The sequence below is a fragment of the Lacrimispora sp. YZC11 genome (genome assembly GCF_057543815.1).
The window spans coordinates 117,258-135,247 of the sequence record NZ_BAAJYQ010000017.1; the positions used below are offsets into that span (position 1 = coordinate 117,258).

Sequence of the window (17,990 nt, forward strand, 5' to 3'; positions counted from 1 at the left end):
CATTATTTGTATACGGATTTTTATTCCACCAGCTCTATTGCCAGTCTCTCATCGGAATGAATGATCCTATAAATCCCTTCCTTCCCGGAAACGCCAAAATACTTTTGCATCAGATGTTTTGCATCCCCATCGCTTTCAACTATAACAAGGAAATCATAGCTGCTTAACAGATGAATCAAGTTATCTTCATAAAATGCACAGATGCCGTCTACGTTGGGGGCATAAAGCATATATCTCCCAATGTATTGCAGATAATAATCCGTTACCTGGCTGTCCACATCCGATGCATAGAATAAATATCTGTTTTCATCCACCTTGCCGCCGGAATACCAGCGGTCTCCCGTAACCTGATATACCTTGTAAGGCAGGGTCGTTTTATAGGAACGCCGGATGGTCTGCATGCCATTGTATTCTGACATCAGAAGGGTTATGGCTAACGCCATAAAAAAGATGATGCCCTTTTGATACCGGTCCTTGCTTTCCACGGTTTTAAACGCCCGGTAATCCGGCAGCTCACCGGATTTATAATAAAACGAATTTTCAAGGTCAACGGTTGCGCACAGCACCAGCCCTCCGGCAAACAAAACCACGATACTTGATGCGTAACGTTCAAACCCAGCCAATCGGAGGGACTCGTCAAGAGGCATGGAGAAGACATAAAGGGCAAGAATGCCGAGATAGTAACCGATAAGAACCATGTTTAATGCGATCAGCGCCTTCCATAAGTTCCAGCTTTTCTTTAACAGGGCGGCTGCAAATACACTGGCTAATATGGCGGCCGCATCTACACCCAGAATCCCCATGGCAGGGCGGCTTGTGATATTAAACACTGATTTGACAAACAGATCGGCTATCTGACGTATCTCTTCCGGACTTTTTCCTCCGGTAATGCCGTGGAGGTTGTTGGCAGAAACTTCAAACTTATTTTCCACCCCCTGGAAATTAACCGCCATATGGATATTCCATAAAAGATATGGAATAGAAGCAGCTCCCACGGAAAGAAGCACTGCCAGCCCATTTTTCCAGAAGGATTTATCCTTGTTCTTTAACCAGACATAAATCAGATAAAGAAATCCAATTCCCGCAAATATGGTTCCGGTATTTTTTATAATCATTATTAGCCCTGCTACAGGTATGATGCAAATGCAGGTCTTCTTTATTTCCCTCTGATACCTGTATATCATCACAAATAATACAAGGGTATATATGGGAAGGAGAAAATCGACCAACAGATTGGTGATCCGTATGGTAATGTTAAATATGGACAGCAGGGAACAGCCTGCCGCCAAAAAAGCAAACAGCAAAAACCGCTTCTTTTCCCTGATCACCCCAAACATGGCATAGAAGCAGGAAAAAATAAGGGCTCCCAGGGCTGCCAGCATAATCCCCTGGGAATTCCCGGCGAAGCGGCAGATAAAATAGAGAAACGAGGAAGAACCCAGAGGATAATTTTTAAAATCAATCAAGGCAGATGCGGCATCAGGAAATGCATTGGTGTTTAGCATCTGCTTAACAACTATGGCCCAGTGGGAGAAATTGTCATAGTGTACCAGCCTGCTTGCAAACAGCAGTTGAAAAAAGAGCAGACTTCCAACAGCAAACCCCGCCTGGAACGGGGAAATGTGGAAATTTCCATAGGACTGATTTCTGATCTTCTTTAATAAAAAGAAGAAAAACAGAATAATTCCTGCGGCAAGCACGGCTGCAGACCCTGGCAGTAAAAAGCCGGCCAGTCCGCAAAAGTAAACGGTGCAGGCAATCGCTGAGCAGACAAAGACAGGAGTGAACTCTGCCAGAAGCCCCAGTATTTCCCTTGTAAACATCATATAGCCGGACAGGGAACACAAAAGTGCCACTGCCATTAACATATGGACCATAACACTCATCCTTTACCCTTCTTTTTCCTCTGTGTTTGTTATGTCAACCATAATCTGATTGATTCTGTTTTTCCGAATGAGATCATTAAGGTTCACAACTGACAATAACTCCTTTGATGAATGCCGTATGTATATTCCCGTCCGTTTTAGTACTAAAGGAATCCCGCTTTCTGTATGATAGATAAACTTATCAGCCTGGCTGCCGTTGGTATTAAAATCGGAAACAGAAAAGTAGTGGTAGTTAAAATCAACCAGCCTGCAGGCAGCCCCGTTTGTAAATGTAATTTGTTTATTAAGCGGGATCCTGGGCATCTTTCTTTTGTCTGAAAGCGGCTGTTTCAACCGTTTTTTTATGTTTCTCAGCATATCGTCATAAACGGTGACCCATAAATCCATCTGCTTTGGGAGGGAATGGGTTCTGTCATATATGATCTGCATGTACTGGCGTTTGTTTTCATCGTCAACCGCCCGGATGGCTGCGGAATAACGCCAGCCTTTGTCCTGCTCTTTCACATAAACGATATTCCCCTCAAGTCTGGCTTTATAATAAGGCGTGGTAATCACAAATTTCACGGTTTTATTTTCCGGAAGGTATATGGGCTTCTCCGACCAGAAGGCTAATCCGTTTTCGGAAACGTCTGCCGTCCTCGCTTTATGGTTTAAGGCATTATATTGTATGGTGATATCTTCCTCTGCCCTGATCCGCTCGCTGCTTCTGTAAGAACGTCTTCCCAGCATGAAAAATAAAGCATAGAATAACGAAACCATGTTATGAATGATCCAGAACAGGATAATGCTGCTGTAAAATAATGCCCAGCCGTATTTCCCATGGATAAAGCGGACCATGGCCGCAGCGGAAAGCGCAAGTAAAATTACATGAGGGACCGCAAACACGGCAAACTCAATGCCGCTTCCTTCTTTCTTTTTATTGGTGACTTTAAATTTCCTTTGATGGATATGAAATGTCTCAAGCAATACCGGAACAATCAAATAGGGCATAAATATGGTGTCAATGATCTGGCTCCATCTCTGGTTCCTGACGTTGCTTGACAGATAACTCATGGACAGGCTGTAAAAAAAGTACGCAGGAAGCCAGAGCACGATCACATCCCAGAAATGACTATTCACGATCCTGTAATCAAACAGGGCAAACAGGATAGGGGACATGATAAATATGAGCCTGTTAAAAAATGAGCACCAGTATAAAAAAGTGTTAAGATAAGTGAGCCGTGCAAGCAGGGGGAGCCCAGGGGTAACAATTGCATGGGTATTCTGAAGGCTCTGAATGATGCCCCTTGCCCAGCGCACCCTCTGCCTGATCATGCTCTTTATTGTTGTGGTCGTAAGCCCGGCCGCCTGTATCTCATCCGTTGCATAGGTAATGAATCCCGCTTTTTGTATCCGTATGCTGGTCTCAAAATCCTCTGTAATGGTTTTTAAGGGAAAACCTCCTATCTCCTCCATGGCTTCCCTTAAAATGACGGTGTTGCTGCCGGTATAGGCGATCGCGTTTGAGGTATTTCTCATGGTATTAACTTCTCTGGAAAAGAAATCCTGCTCATTGGGGATGCTTTCTTCCGCATATAAATTGAACTGGAAAAGATCGGGGTTATAGAAACTTTGAGGTGTCTGAATTAATCCAAGCTTAAACTTTTTGTCAATCTCTTCTTCCTTTTTAAGTCTCCACTTCCCGTTTTCTTTTATGAACCTGGAAAGCTGGAAATATGGTACCGTCTTCATGAGAAACGTATGCTGTGGGATCATATCCGCATCAAAGGTAGCTATAAGGGGCGATGAGGTCTTACTTAAAGCATTATTTAAATTACCTGATTTTGCATCCTTATTATCTGCAAGCCCCAGGTAGCCGACTCCAAACTGTCTGGCCAGCCCTGCAATCTCTTCGCGGTTACCGTCATCGCAAATATAAATATGTACCTTATTTTTATCCGGATATTCCATGAACGTGCATGCATTGACCGTTTTGTACAGAATATCGGCCGGTTCATTATGGGTCGAAATGAAAACGTCCACATCCGGATAATATTCATCCGGTATTTCCGGACACTCCAGATGAAATTTATTCATCTGCATCTTTTGATAAAAAAGCTCAAAGGAGGTAAATACCATAACGGTCTCCGCCGCCACCAGCAATATACCAAATATCAGACTTAATGTCCCCTCATGAAGCGGCAGGGTAAATATCATACGCCAGCCCAGATAAATTGTCATCAAAGCCATGGTAATGATAAAAATTATATTTCGTTTTTTCTCTTCTTTATTCACGGAACCAGCCCTCTTCGCGGGAAAATACCCAGCGCTGTTGTATTTGATAACCAAGTAGAAACAGACAGCCATCACAGAGAAGCTTTGCCGTCTTTTCATTGTATCCCAGAGACACATGGAGAATATACACTCCGGCTGCAGACAGCAGTATATTGAATACGCACAAGCTTAAATAACGGATAAGGCTATGGCCTGGAGCCTGCTTGTCCTTAAACACCATACTTTTATTCAAGAGATAATTCCCGGCGGTTGAAACCGATCTGGCAAATGCCGTGGCTATCATGATTCTAAGGAAATCCTCCCCCTTCATATAAGGCTTCATCCAGTCAAGAAGCGCCCAGGTTATCCCTATGTCAACAAAAGAACAGGCGACGGAAGATGAAAGGAACTTCATAAAATCAGCCCCAAGGATACCAATAATTTTTAAGCTGTCCCTTACAGCCTTAAAATGCGTGCCTCTGTTCTCATCTTCATAGATGGTCTGAATGGGGAGCGTTAGGATCGGTATCTTAGACCGGATGCAGGTAATCAGCACCTGGGTTTCATACTCAAACCGTTCTCCCTTTATGTCAAGCATCCGTTCAGCAAGCTTCGGGCCAAAGGCCCTGAGCCCTGACTGGGTATCAGGAAGGCATTTCCCGTACAGTGCCGCAAATATTGCAGAAGTAACACGGTTTCCTATGAGGGACTTGGCCGGTATTCCGGCCTTTTTAAAGTCTCTTACTCCCAGTATCATTGCATCGGGATGGCCTTTGGTTTCAACCGCCAGCTTATAAACATCCTCCGGGGCATGCTGTCCATCAGAATCTGCGGTCACGATGCACGTATAGCCTGATATATTTTCCCTTATGTAGTCATATCCCGTTTTAAGTGCAAAGCCCTTTCCCCGGTTTATGCTGTGATGGATAACGGTACAACCGCACTCCTCCAATTCTTTGTAAATATCCTGATAATCGTTTCCAGAGCCATCATCTACAATCACAATTCGGGATAACCCGTATTCCTGCAGCTCCTTTATATAAACCGGAAGCCTTCTGTCAGGTTCAAGAGAGGGAATCAATACAATGGCGTGATCGATCGTTTGTTTCATCTCAGCTCCCGTTTCTGTTTTAAATAATTTTATTTATGTAAATTAAAGTATTTGCTATATAATATACACTCAACGAAAATTATGTCAATCTTTGTCGCCATGGTGAATTATGGATGGGAAGAATGCACTAATTCTGGCAAAATATTGCTTCCAGAAGCTGCTTACAAGTCCTCCTGCCGCCGCTTAAAACTCTGTTGACGAAATTTTTCACGTAGGCATCTGCCATATTGACTAAATTCGGAAAGATAACTATAATTATTAGTAATTCCATATACAGGAAATTCAAGAAAAGATATAATATTACATAATCATGTAATATTGTGCCAAATCTGACATTTATCCAAAAATTCATGGGAATAAGCAATTTACAGAAACATAACTTAAAAACTGGGAGGAAATTGTATGTTAAAAAAATTAAAGGTAGGGAACCGGCTTCTTGTAGCATTTCTCATCGTTGTATTGTTTTCAGGGTTGGCCGGAACCATTGGGATCCTGCTCATTCGGGCCGTTAATAAGGAATATCATGTAGAGCTGCAGGATTATGGATTTGCCCAGGGGGATATCGGAAGTCTGGGACAGGCGTTTCAGGCCCACCGCGCCACAGTCTTATACATAATCTTTTCAGAAGACACTGCTGAAACCGCCAAGCAGAAGGAAAACTTAACCAAACAGGTCGCTGTGATAAACGAAAAGATGCAGTTGGTACAGGCAAGAATGAAGACAGCCTCAGAAAAAGAGCTTTACAGCCAGCTTTCAGAGAAGATGAAATCCTATGAAGATATCCGCAGCCAGACAATCGAGCTTGCATCAAAATCTTCCCAGGAGTCTATGGCCTTTTTCCGAAGTTATGCAGCTCCGCTGGCAGCGGAAATCGCCGATACCATCAATGCCATGCTGTTGGATAAGTCAACAACCGGAGATATAAAATCTGACCAGCTTTCCCGCCAGACCTCCGCATTCATAGCAATTATGGGCATCATCATCTTTATTTCCATTGCTACATCCGTGATTATTGCAATTGCGATTACAAGGGGCATCACCCGTCCTATTGACGAACTGAAAAAGGTTGCAGACCGGATGGCCCAGGGAGATTTAAAATGCCGGCTGGAATACAATTCGGAGGATGAACTTGGCCATCTTGCCGACAGCATGCGGACAATGATGGAGCGTTTATCCTACTATATGGATTATATCTCTACCACAACAAGCCGTATGGCCCAGGGAAATTTTGACATTCCCCATGATCCGGAAGAATTCAAAGGAGAGTTTCGTTCCGTACAGCTCTCCATACAGAATCTTACAGACTCCTTAAATGTTGTCATGGCAAAAATAACCCAATCTTCTGACCAGGTGGCATCAGGAGCCGAACAGGTGGCAAGCAGCGCCCAAGCCTTAAGCCAGGGTGCGACCGAGCAGGCCTCCTCTATTGAAGAGCTGGCGGCAACCATCAACGATATTTCCAATAATATAAACCTTAATGCGGAAAATGCAAAAGAAACAAACCAGCAGGTAAACAATACCGCGTCCGAGCTGGAATATGGTAAGACTCAGATGCAGGATCTGACAACTGCCATGGAGGATATCAGCAATGCATCCTCAGAAATCGGAAAGGTAATCAAAACCATAGAGGACATCGCCTTCCAGACCAACATACTGGCCCTTAACGCAGCTGTAGAAGCAGCAAGAGCCGGAGAGGCAGGAAAGGGCTTTGCAGTTGTTGCCGACGAAGTCCGCAACCTGGCGAATAAAAGCCAGGAGGCTTCCAAAAACACTGCCGTATTAATTGAACACGCCCTGGCTTCCATTGACGCTGGAAATCAAATTGCAAAGGAGACTGCAATATCCATGGACCGCATTGTCCAGTCATCTAAAATAGCGGCAGACTTAGCATATCAGATATCCACCGCATCTAAGGATCAGGCACATGCCGTTGCCCAGGTAACGCAGGGGATTGACCAGATATCAAGCGTGATTCAAACCAATTCCGCCACATCAGAGGAAAGTGCCGCCGCCAGCCAGGAAATGGCCGGACAGGCACAGATGCTTAAGATCCTAATGGAAAAGTTCCAATTAAAAAATTAAAACAAAAAAGGTGTCTAAAAGCCGCAATTTGGCTTTTAAACACCTTTTAAATTTTCCGCAAACATGGAGGCCGTTTGGAAAACCGGCTGCTATGTAGTCAGGTCAAACCTTTCCTCCATAATGGCTCTAAGCATGTCTACCGTCTTTCCTGCATCAAGACCGTTTTCGTCAATGGTTATGTCAGCATATTTCTCATAATAAGGAACCCGCTCCTCATATAAGTCTCTTAAAGTCATTCCATCCTTTAGCACAACTCCCCGGTCTGCCAGATCACCCAGCCGTTCTTCCACGCTTTCATAGCTAAGCTTTAAATAAACTACTGTGCCGATCTCCTTTAAATGCTCCATTGCCTCTTTTCCATAAATCACACTTCCTCCCGGAGCAATGACGCTATGGCGGACATTCAGACCGGCATTGATCCTGTTTTCCACAGCCAAAAAGCCCTCCTGGCCTTCCTTTTCGATAATTTCCTTTAAAAGGCGGCCTTCCTGCTCCTGGATTACAATGTCCACGTCCACAAAAGAATATCCAAGGCGTTTTGCCAGCAAAACGCCCACTGTGCTTTTACCGGAAGCCGGCATACCGATCAGCGTAATGTTATTAAGCTTACTCGTCATTTGTTTTTCCTCCTGCCCGACGGCTTTTTTTCTGCTTTTTTCACAGAATAGCCGAAACTTCCAAGCTTTTTCCCCAATTCAAAATATTCCCCATGGGAATAAGAGATAAGTCCTGCCTCATTAAGGTGGAATTTTCCTTTCTCATCCATGTACCGGCTGTTTACGGTCACTCCGACCACCTCTGCCAAAAACATGTCATGGCTTCCTAAGGGCTTGATTTCCACAACTCTGCAGGCTAAATTCACCGGGCATTCTTCTATTCCGGGGGCTTTGATATGCTCCAGGGAACAGGGCGTCAGCCTCATTTCCGCAAATTTATCCACATCCCTGCCGGACTTCACCCCGCAGTAATCGGTCGCACGCACCAAATCCTTTGTCACCAGATTAACCACAAACTCCCTGGTTTCTTTTATAATTTTATAGGAATGCCGTTCCGGGCGGATGGATATGGACAGCATGGCCGGGGTGGAGCATATGGTTCCTGCCCATGCCACGGTAATGATATTCGGTTTTTCCCCTTCTCTTTGGCAGCTCACCATGACCGCGGGAACCGGGTAAAGCATGTTTCCCGGCTTCCAGGTAACCCTGCTGCTTTTCACGGACTTTTTGTTTTCATAGGTTTCTTTCTTCTTCATTGACCCGGCAGCCTCCTATTCCTGAACCGCCAGCATAATGCCGGGAATCAGCTGTTTCTTTCTGGATACCACGCCAGGCAGGCTTACAGTATGGTCTTCCGCCGTTGTTTCCTCTTCCTCTGCGCGGAAAGCTCTTGCAACCATCTGCTTTGCTCCCTGGCCCTCACATAACAGCACGGTGGATTCTGTCAATATGTTGGTAAGCATAAAGAACATCATGTCCACGCCATGCTCTTCTCTTGCCTTTTTCATGTAAGGCACCATCCGGTCCTTTAACTCCTCTAACTCCTTTGCGTTTAAGGAACTGATCTGTCCGACTCCAAAAGACACCTTCCCAACGGTAAATTTCTTGAAATCCTGATAAAAGATCTCTCCATCCGTCTTTCCCTTTAAATTGCTTCCTGCTGCAAACATGGAGGAAGCGTATTTATCCACCTGGATCCCTGCGATATCCGCAAGGGCAAGGGCTGCCAACCGATCCGACTCCGTACAGGTAGGGGAACGGAATAAGAGTGTATCGGAAATAATAGCGCTGCACAGCAGGCCCGCAATTTTCGGTTCAACTTCCACATTGTTTTCCTGATACATCTGATAAACGATTGTAGCCGTACAGCCCACCGGCTGGTTGCGGAAAAATACCGGGGCAATGGTTTCTACAGTGCCGAGCCTGTGGTGATCGATGATCTCCAGGATTTCCGCACTTTCCATGCCTTCTACTGCCTGAGTTTTCTCATTATGGTCCACCAGGATCAGGCGCTTTCCCTTTGCACCCAGCAAATTCCGCCGGGAGATCATACCCATGTATTTTCCGTCCTTATCAAGAATCGGAAAATCCCGGTGGCGCTTGCTAGCCATAACATCCTTTATTTCATCAATGTAATCGTCTACCTCAAAGGAAATCAGCCCATCGGTAGTCATAAAATAGCTGATGGGAATGCTCTGGTTTACCAGACGAGCTGCCGTATATGTGTCGTAAGGGGTTGTCATGACCGTACATCCCCTCTCCTGAGCCAGCTTTTTAATGGTCATGGAAACAGCTGCACCTTCGCAGACAACGATGCAGGCCGCTTCCATCTCAATGGCACACAGCTGGGATTCATAGCGGTTCCCCAGGATCACAAGATCGCCCTTAGAAATGTAGTATTCCATCATATCGGGATTGGCCGCCGCTATAAGGACTTTGCCATGATTGAAATATTTGCTTTTTCCACCGATTAACATGGCCCCTTCCAGGGTTTCCACAATATTTTCATACTGGGTATTGGCCTTTGATAAAATGCTGCTGTCATAGACGTTCATATAGGACTTGGCAATATCGCCTACCGTGATCAGCCCTTCCAACACCCCATCCTCGGTTACTGTCGGAATGGTGACTGCATTCGCTTCCTGCATTAAGTTCCAGGCTTTTTTCAAGGACAGGTTTTTCTTTACGCCCTTTGTTTCCCGAATATCGATATCACGGACCTGCGTCTTCACATTCTCCACAAGCTCCGGCGCTTCCACTCCAAAGTAATGGAGCACAAATTGTGTCTCCTCGTTGACATGGCCCGCCCTGCCTGGCTTATATTGTTCTCCGGTCAGCACTCTTTTTAAATTTGCATAACAGATTGCAGAACAGATGGAATCTGTATCCGGATTTTTATGACCTATTACTATGGTCTTTCTGTTCTTATAATTATCTTCCATACTTTCCTCCTTTTTTCATAATGTGTTTACAGGTCGTTCATATTCCGTTCATATATATTTTTTATACTAAATACATAGAAAATATATGAGTCAAATTGATTAAATCGTCAAATTGCACATAGATTTTTCATAATTGCCCCGGTTGCCTGTCAACCGGGGTCTCCTCATTATAGAGGTTTTTTTCTTTGTGAAGTATTCCCATTATATCATAATTTAGTAAATTGTAAATAAGAGGACGGGAGGAAAGGATGTCATAAAACATCCTTCTCTCTCATTTACTTCCCTAAAACATCCGCCGCTTTAATGGCAAGTGCGCTCCAGATTTTACCCGGATTACAAACTCCACTCTTCTTTTCCCATGCTCTTTTGGTATAAAGGCACACCCACAGGGTATTACGACTTTCTGCTTTTGGCAAAACCCCCATAACCTTTTAAATTCAGAATAAATCGCATAAATTATGAAATAATACAATTATACCGACTAATTTCCACTCTACTTTTATTGACAGTAGCGTCAAAAGGCCTTAACATGAATATATTATTTTCTTCCAGTCACTTTGCCAGACAATAAAGCTCTACATAGTACAATTAAATGGAGGATTTTGTATGAAAAATTTTTTTAGTAAGGATATTCCGGAGACAGTCATGGAGCTAAAGACGGACCTCCTTCAAGGATTATCCGAGCAGGAAGCCCAAAAACGGCTTGAAGAAAACGGTCACAACCGGCTGCAGGGAGCGACGGAAAGGACCCTGCTACAGCTGTTTGCCGAACAATTTAAGGATTTTCTTGTGATCATCCTGATTATTGCAGCCATCGTTTCCATGGTCGTGGGAATTATGCAGAACGAAGGAATCTTTGACAGCCTCGTCATTATAGCCATCGTTATCGTCAACGCTATTATCGGTGTAACTCAGGAAACAAAGGCAAGCAACGCGCTGAAAGCCCTTAAGGAAATGTCCAGCCCTCAGGCTAAGGTCATCCGCAGCGGAAACATCGTAAAGACGCCTTCTGACGAGCTTGTAGTGGGCGATGTGGTGATCCTTGACGCGGGAGATTACATTCCAGCGGACGTAAGGCTTGTGGAAAGCTTTAACTTAAAGATCGATGAAGCGGCTCTTACCGGCGAATCAGTTCCCGTGGAAAAGAGCTGTGAAAGCCTGCTTCCTGAGGACGCGCCTCTGGGAGACCGTGTCAATTCTGCCTTTATGGGAACTGTGATTACCTACGGAAGAGGCAAGAGCATCGTATCCGCAACGGGCATGGAAACCCAGATGGGCAATATCGCTGCCATGCTGAATGAATCCGAAGAGGAGACAACCCCGCTTCAAAAGAAGCTTGACAGCCTGGGCAAGGTTTTGGGCATTGTCTGCATTGCCGTATGTGCCATGATTTTTATCCTGGGATTGATCCAGGGGGATAAGCTTATGGAAATCTTCATGGTTTCCGTTTCTCTGGCTGTGGCTGCCATACCGGAAGGACTTACAGTGGTAGTTACCGTAATCCTTGCAATGGGCATGCAGCGGATGGTTAAATCCCACGCCATCATAAAGAGGCTTTCCGCAGTAGAAACTCTGGGAAGTACAACAGTCATCTGCTCCGATAAAACAGGAACTCTTACTCAGAATAAAATGACCGTTGTCAAGGTATTTGACTATGAAAGATCTTATGATGTGACAGGGACAGGCTACAACAGGGAAGGCTCCGTCACCGTAGAAGAAGGCGGCAGGTTAACGTCCAATATTACGGAACTTATAAAGGGCGCTGTACTGTGCAATGACGCGACCTATGACATAGAAAAAAGCCAGATCATCGGAGATCCTACAGAAGGCGCTATGCTGGTTTTAGGAGAAAAAATCGGCCTTAACAAAGACCGGTTAAATGAAGAATACCAGAGGGTTCAGGAAATCCCCTTTGATTCTGACAGAAAGCTTATGTCCACGTTCCATGAAAAAGACGGAGAACTGACCATTTATACGAAGGGCGCTCCCGATGAAATTTTAAAACGGTGCACCCACATTAATAAGGATGGAGAGGTTTCGGAAATTACGGAGACTGACCGAAAAAAAATCCTGGAAGCCAATTCCGGCTTTGCAAAAAACGCTTTGCGCGTGCTGGGCGTTGCCTGCAAAACAGTGGATACACTTGATGACTTTGACAGTCAGGAAAACTCCCTTACCTATCTGGGGCTCATGTGTATGATTGATCCGCCAAGAGATGAAGTGAAGCCGGCTGTAGATGAATGCAGAAGAGCCGGAATCCGCGTGAAGATGATCACAGGAGACCACAAGATTACGGCCAGTGCCATTGCTGCGGATCTGGGAATCATGTCCCCTGGAGAGGAGGCCCTGGAAGGGGCTGAAATACAGCTTCTTTCCGATGAAGAACTTAGAGAAAAGGTTAAAACCGTTAACGTATTTGCCCGAGTTTCACCGGAACATAAGGTACGGCTTGTATCCGCATGCAAGGCAAACGGAGAGATCGTTGCCATGACGGGGGACGGCGTAAACGATGCGCCAAGCCTTAAGAGGGCGGACATCGGCGTTGCCATGGGAATTACCGGAACGGATGTTTCCAAGGAAGCAGCCGATATGATCCTTACGGACGACAACTTTGTAAGCATTGTTGATGCTGTAGAAGAAGGAAGAACCATCTATAACAACATCCGAAAGGTCGTGGGCTACCTTCTTTCCTGCAACATCGGCGAGATACTTCTTATATTTTTGGCCATGCTCTTTAACCTGCCTATGCCGTTAATGCCCATTCACTTGCTTTCCATCAACCTTATCACTGATGCATTTCCGGCCTTTGCGCTGGGAATGGAGGAAAAGGAACCAGGCATTATGGACCAGAAGCCGAGAGATCCCAATGAGTCCATTATTGATAAGAAGATGCGTGTAGCTGTTACCTTGCAGAGCCTTTTCCTGGGCATCGGCGCTCTGACCGCATTCTATATCGGTCATGTAAACTACGGAGGCGTCGAAGGCGGAGAAACCATTGCCCGTACCATGTGCTTTGTAGCCCTTATTTTAGGTGAGCTCTTCCGCGCCTACTCAAACAGAAGCGAAAAGAGATCCATATTCGGAATCCGGCTTTTGTCAAACTCCTTCCTGAATAAATGCGTAATCGCTTCCTTTGCATTTTTAGTAGTTGTGGTTTATGTACCGTTCTTAAATATAATTTTTAGTACAGCGCCTCTTACCCTCACCCAGTTAAGCGAGGCAATCGGCTTTGCGGTAGTTCCTACCCTGGGCGGAGAGATTGCAAAGCTTATAACAAAAAAGATGAAATAGCTGCAGATTTGAATTAAGGTTACAAAAAACGGCTCCTGCTAAAATTGCAGGGGCCGCTTTTTTATCCAGGATTTTTCGTATCCTGCGATTTGTTTTCATTGGATTTCATTTGCTTCCGGTGATTTTGTTTTCATTTTTCTGTAATCATATTCATATACCGGATTGCATTTAAATGAGCGTTATCCAGCCTTATAGTCTCCTTAAAGGCCTCTTTCGCCCCCTCCATATCTCCAAGTCCCATTTTGCCAAGCCCAATAAGATAGTTGCAATGCGCTTTGTTTTTCTTATCCAGGTCGTCTTCATAAATCAGGAAATCAGGCAGGGATACGGCGAAATATTCGATCTTCATGGTATCAGACATATGCTGTTCGCCATAATCCAGCAGCTTATAGAACCTGGCTCTGGCCTCCACCGGCTTTCCCAGCTTTTCCTTTGCCAGCCCCTGGTAATAAATCATATCCGCCGGCTGGTCATAGTAATACATCATACCCGCAGGTTCATCTGTTCCTACGCCGGCTGCTTCAAAATACGCCCCTGCTTCCGCTGTCCTTCCCTGGCTCTCCATGACCATGCCCAGATAATAGTTGATATGATTGTCCTTTGTACCTTCCAGCTTCCCTTCTCCCAGATTCTCCGGGTACTTCAAGGCCTTTATCAGGTAGTCTTCCGCCCTGCCCCATTCCTTTGCATCCATCGCCTGCCTGGCCAGTTCTGCAAGGGAGACCACATACTGGGCAGTTACCTTTCCTTCCCCACCTTCCCACGGATGGAATTTGTGGTTCATAATGAATTCATAAGCCTCTCCGTATCGTTCCAAAAGATTTAATAGGGTTGCATATTCAATCATTAAGTCGTCCCGCTTCATAAATACGTCTCTTGCAGCTTCATATTTTTCCAGGCGTTCTGCTGCCGTCATATTAAGCTTTTTGTAAAGTTGATCCAGTTCCAAAAAGATCCTGGCATCGGCTGGATTTAAGCTATAGGCTTTTTCCATCGCCTCTCTGGCACTCTCCCTGTCCTTTTCCTTATTGTAATAAGCCAGTGATAAGTTTCTCCACACGGTCGGAAACCTGGGATTTAACCGGGCGGACTGTTCCCAATAAGAAAGGGCGGTACGGTACTGAAGCTTATCATAATATAAATTTCCCAGATAATAATAGGCGTTGGCTCCTTTGGGGTTCCTTTCCGCCGCAAGCTTCAGCACCGGGATGTCTTCCAGCTTATTGGGGAAGCAATAATCCGTGGAGCAGCTCTCCGCCTGCTGCAAGGCATCTGATCCATCCTTTCCCATAAGCTCCTGATAGAAGGCTTTATAATAATAGAGTATGGGCCATGTCCGGGAACACTGGTCCAGGGCCGCAACGGCGGCTTCGTATGCTCCAAATTCTGCATAATGTCTGGCCGCCATTAAGTAGTTTTCGTGAAAACCTCTGGCCAGCCGGTTTATCTCCAGCCGGATCTCCTCCTGTCGTTCCGGCTCTAAATATGCGGATTCCATCCGGGATACATAATCAAAGGAATCCACCTTCAAATTCTCCGCAATAAAGGCTCTGGCCTCCATTGTCCTGCCAAGCCTGCGCAGAAGATAGGCTTTTAAGGCTCTGGCCTTTATATTATGGGTATTCCTCACCAGTCCCTTTTCCACAAGCTCCAGAGCATTATCATAATTACCCCTTATGGACTCGATACAGGAAAGGTAATAAAAGCTCATTTCCTGCTGCTCTCCGGACCATGTGGCCTTATAAAAGGCGTCAAAGGCTTCTTCAATCTTTCTCTGGTACAAAAGCGCCAGACCCAGGTTGTAGTAAGGCTCGGAATCATAAGGGTTGGGGTTTTTTAGGACCGCCCGTTTAAGCGCTTTCCTGAAATACTCCTCCGCTTCTTCAAAGCAGCCTCTTCGCATGAGCAGGGAGCCGTAGGCATTATTGATGCGGATATCCCCAGAATCCCTTTTTAAGCCTTCTATGTAATAAGGATCCGGCCTGTAAGTGGCGTGACGGTACTGCTCGATATGAAGCCCGGTCAGATACAGCTCTTCATTTGTCATGATCCTTTCCGGGTCATCGGCCACTTTGGCAGGGCTGGGGAGTTTTGGAAGTTCCTTCTTTAAGGGTGTGTAGGAAACCAGTTCCCTGTCCTCGGAAAGGACCTTAAGAGTCAGCCTTGTCTCATCCTCCACACCGGTGTGAAGCGTCTTTTCATAGGTATGGACAGGGGATAGAAGGGTGAGTTCATCTAACAGCGTCTCATTGCCATAGGTCAGCAGTATCCGCGCGTTGGGATACTCCTGGGTTCCGTATGCCAGAATATGGATCTCATCTTCCCTTGTCTCCAGGTTTATAACAGCGTGAATGGAGGCATTCTTCACAGGGCCCACGGCTTTATAAGGCATGAAATACTGGGTAAAGGTTTTTTCTTCCATGGGCTTTAGCCAGGTGAAATCCGGCTGGTTATCGGTGTAAACGCCGGTCATCAGTTCAATGTAGGGGCCGTCTTCATCGGTTAAATTCCGGTCCCAGGCCTTTCCAAAATCCCCACATCCCCAGGTCCACTGCTTCTTGCCCGGAGAAATGTGGTGATCCGCTACATGAAGGATTCCCGCCTCCACCTGGTAATCGTAGCCGCCTACAAAATTGAACTCACTCTTTTCAGCCATGTAGGAGGTGGGAACCGGAATATTTTTATAACGGGAAATATCAACGCCTTCGCTGTAGTCATGCTTATAGTATACGCCCGTTGCAATGGGAAAACGGGATACATCCCTTTTTCCATGATCCATGACGGCATGGACATCTGGGGGGAAAATAGACTGGGTGTAATCGTTAACTGGGACCGCAGGGTTTGCCCACCATAAAAAGGTCTGGGGCATTGGCGTAGGATTGTACAGCTGGCCCTTTATTTCTATATAAGCCTTTCCGGGATACAGGGTGAAACTGGCCTCCCCTTTGGTTCCGTACATCTGGTCCACATCGCAGACCCGGCAGGTTCTTGAGCCATCCTCATTTTCTATCAGCATGTAGTCCACAGGGGAATAGGTGGTTGGCCTGTGGTGCTGGGGCCAGTTAAATTCGATCCCTCCGCTGATCCAGGGACCGCATAGCCCTACCAGGGCAGGCTTTATCACATGATTGTAATAGACGAAATCATATTGGTTGGTTTTGTCAAAGGCCCGCTGGATCCTTCCGCCCAGTTCCGGAAGTATCATTACCTTTAAGTATTCATTTTCCAGCCAGACCGCCTGATAGGCTTTGTCCTCTCTGGTATCATGGATCTTCTCAATGGTAGGATACGGATAAATTTTTCCCGAGCTTCCCTGATAAACACGGCTTTCTAAAAACATCGGATTTTTATCTGCTTCCCCCACCTCATAGGTCGGTATGATTACGGATTCCTCCCAAATTTTCACAGTTTCCATTGTTAGACCTCCTTTTAAGTTCTTGCCTATACTATATAATCTTTTACTCTTGTTTTCATTACGTTTAGTTGCCTATTAGTTTACAAAAATTGCTCTAATATAATTGACGAATCAGCTTTTTTTTCCTATAATGGTTTCATTGAAAGAAAGGAGGGCCCATGTATGCTGTCTACGGAACGCGGAGTCATATCAGGGTCGGATTTTTATGTGTATACGCCCAGTGCCCAAGCAAAAAGGATCTTCTTATACCCCATTAGTATGGGACTTTTCCGGTACGAGCCAGGCTATTCCCTTCATCGGAATGCCTATGACAGCTTCCTCATCATGTTCATCCGAAGAGGAGAATGCCAGGTGGAGACTGGCGGACGAATCTATCATGCAGTCGGAGGGCAGGTGGTTTTGCTAAACTGCTACGAGCCTCATGCCTACTGGACAACAAAGGGATGGGAGGCGGAATGGCTCCATTTTGACGGAAGCGGTGCTGCCGGATATTACGAAGCGATCTTAGATGGCGGCCCTCCGGTCATCTCCCTGAGAGATACCTACCGTCTGGAAAAATATCTCCATAAGATTTATCTGCAGATTAAGGAGTGTATTTCTACAAAAGAGGCCTGGCTGAACAACTATATTGTTAACATTTTAACAGAGCTTTTGGTCAACAGGGATTTTGAGCATTCGGAAAATGTTTCTTCCAGCATCATTGAAGACACCATCGCCTACATCAACGAGCATTTAACCGACCCTCTCACCTTGAAGGATATGGCGGATCAGGCCTCCTTAAGCCCCTTTTATTTCAGCAGGCTGTTTAAAAAGGAATCCGGCTTTTCTCCTCACGAGTATGTGATTGCTGCCAGGATCAACAATGCCAAGTTCCTCTTGAAATCTTCGGACATCACCATCAAAGACATCTGCTTCAGCACAGGCTTTGCCAGTGAAAGCAGCTTTTGCACCACATTTAAAAAAGTGACGGGAATCACGCCTTCCGAATACCGTTTTTCTATCAGAAACTGAAAA

At 45.5% G+C, this 17,990-nt stretch carries 10 protein-coding genes; 3 read left to right on the plus strand and 7 right to left on the minus strand.

What is annotated here, in order from left to right:
• Window positions 1-20 precede the first annotated feature (20 nt).
• The 3 genes from AC27IJ_RS19865 to AC27IJ_RS19875 are packed head-to-tail and all read right to left on the minus strand — an operon-like array spanning window position 21 to window position 5,250.
• A complete protein-coding gene (locus tag AC27IJ_RS19865; RefSeq protein WP_487150489.1) occupies window positions 21-1,877 on the minus strand; it encodes a hypothetical protein in 1,857 nt (618 codons plus the stop codon).
• Window positions 1,878-1,889: 12 nt separating this feature from the next.
• Window positions 1,890-4,160 (minus strand): glycosyltransferase, encoded by a 2,271-nt coding sequence (locus tag AC27IJ_RS19870; RefSeq protein ID WP_487150491.1) that lies wholly within the window; start codon window positions 4,158-4,160, stop codon window positions 1,890-1,892.
• Complete coding sequence (locus AC27IJ_RS19875) at window positions 4,153-5,250, minus strand: GtrA family protein (protein ID WP_312445513.1); 1,098 nt, start codon at window positions 5,248-5,250, stop codon at window positions 4,153-4,155. Before AC27IJ_RS19875 ends, AC27IJ_RS19870 begins: the two co-directional genes overlap by 8 nt.
• A 402-nt stretch (window positions 5,251-5,652) precedes the next feature.
• Here AC27IJ_RS19875 and AC27IJ_RS19880 point away from each other — a divergent pair, with 402 nt between their 5' ends.
• Window positions 5,653-7,332: a methyl-accepting chemotaxis protein gene (locus AC27IJ_RS19880; RefSeq protein ID WP_487150493.1), complete on the plus strand. Its 1,680-nt coding sequence runs from the start codon at window positions 5,653-5,655 to the stop codon at window positions 7,330-7,332.
• Between the two features lie 89 nt (window positions 7,333-7,421).
• Here the strand turns inward: AC27IJ_RS19880 and AC27IJ_RS19885 are convergent, their stop codons facing one another.
• From AC27IJ_RS19885 to AC27IJ_RS19895, 3 genes are read right to left on the minus strand one after another with little or no spacing between them, the layout of a single operon-like run.
• Window positions 7,422-7,949: a shikimate kinase gene (locus AC27IJ_RS19885; RefSeq protein ID WP_487150495.1), complete on the minus strand. Its 528-nt coding sequence runs from the start codon at window positions 7,947-7,949 to the stop codon at window positions 7,422-7,424.
• On the minus strand, window positions 7,946-8,584 hold the full coding sequence (locus AC27IJ_RS19890; protein WP_487150497.1) for a flavin reductase family protein: 639 nt from the start codon (window positions 8,582-8,584) through the stop codon (window positions 7,946-7,948). The genes AC27IJ_RS19885 and AC27IJ_RS19890 overlap by 4 nt, the downstream gene beginning before the upstream one ends.
• A gap of 15 nt (window positions 8,585-8,599) precedes the next feature.
• Window positions 8,600-10,270 (minus strand): putative manganese-dependent inorganic diphosphatase, encoded by a 1,671-nt coding sequence (locus tag AC27IJ_RS19895; protein ID WP_487150499.1) that lies wholly within the window; start codon window positions 10,268-10,270, stop codon window positions 8,600-8,602.
• Window positions 10,271-10,876: 606 nt separating this feature from the next.
• Here AC27IJ_RS19895 and AC27IJ_RS19900 point away from each other — a divergent pair.
• Window positions 10,877-13,561 (plus strand): calcium-translocating P-type ATPase, PMCA-type, encoded by a 2,685-nt coding sequence (locus AC27IJ_RS19900; protein WP_487150501.1) that lies wholly within the window; start codon window positions 10,877-10,879, stop codon window positions 13,559-13,561.
• Between the two features lie 130 nt (window positions 13,562-13,691).
• Here the strand turns inward: AC27IJ_RS19900 and AC27IJ_RS19905 are convergent, their stop codons facing one another.
• Window positions 13,692-16,976: a DUF5107 domain-containing protein gene (locus AC27IJ_RS19905; protein ID WP_487150503.1), complete on the minus strand. Its 3,285-nt coding sequence runs from the start codon at window positions 16,974-16,976 to the stop codon at window positions 13,692-13,694.
• 162 nt (window positions 16,977-17,138) lie between these two features.
• Between AC27IJ_RS19905 and AC27IJ_RS19910 the strand changes: the two genes are divergently transcribed.
• Window positions 17,139-17,987 (plus strand): helix-turn-helix transcriptional regulator, encoded by an 849-nt coding sequence (locus AC27IJ_RS19910; protein ID WP_312445503.1) that lies wholly within the window; start codon window positions 17,139-17,141, stop codon window positions 17,985-17,987.
• Window positions 17,988-17,990: the final 3 nt, after the last annotated feature.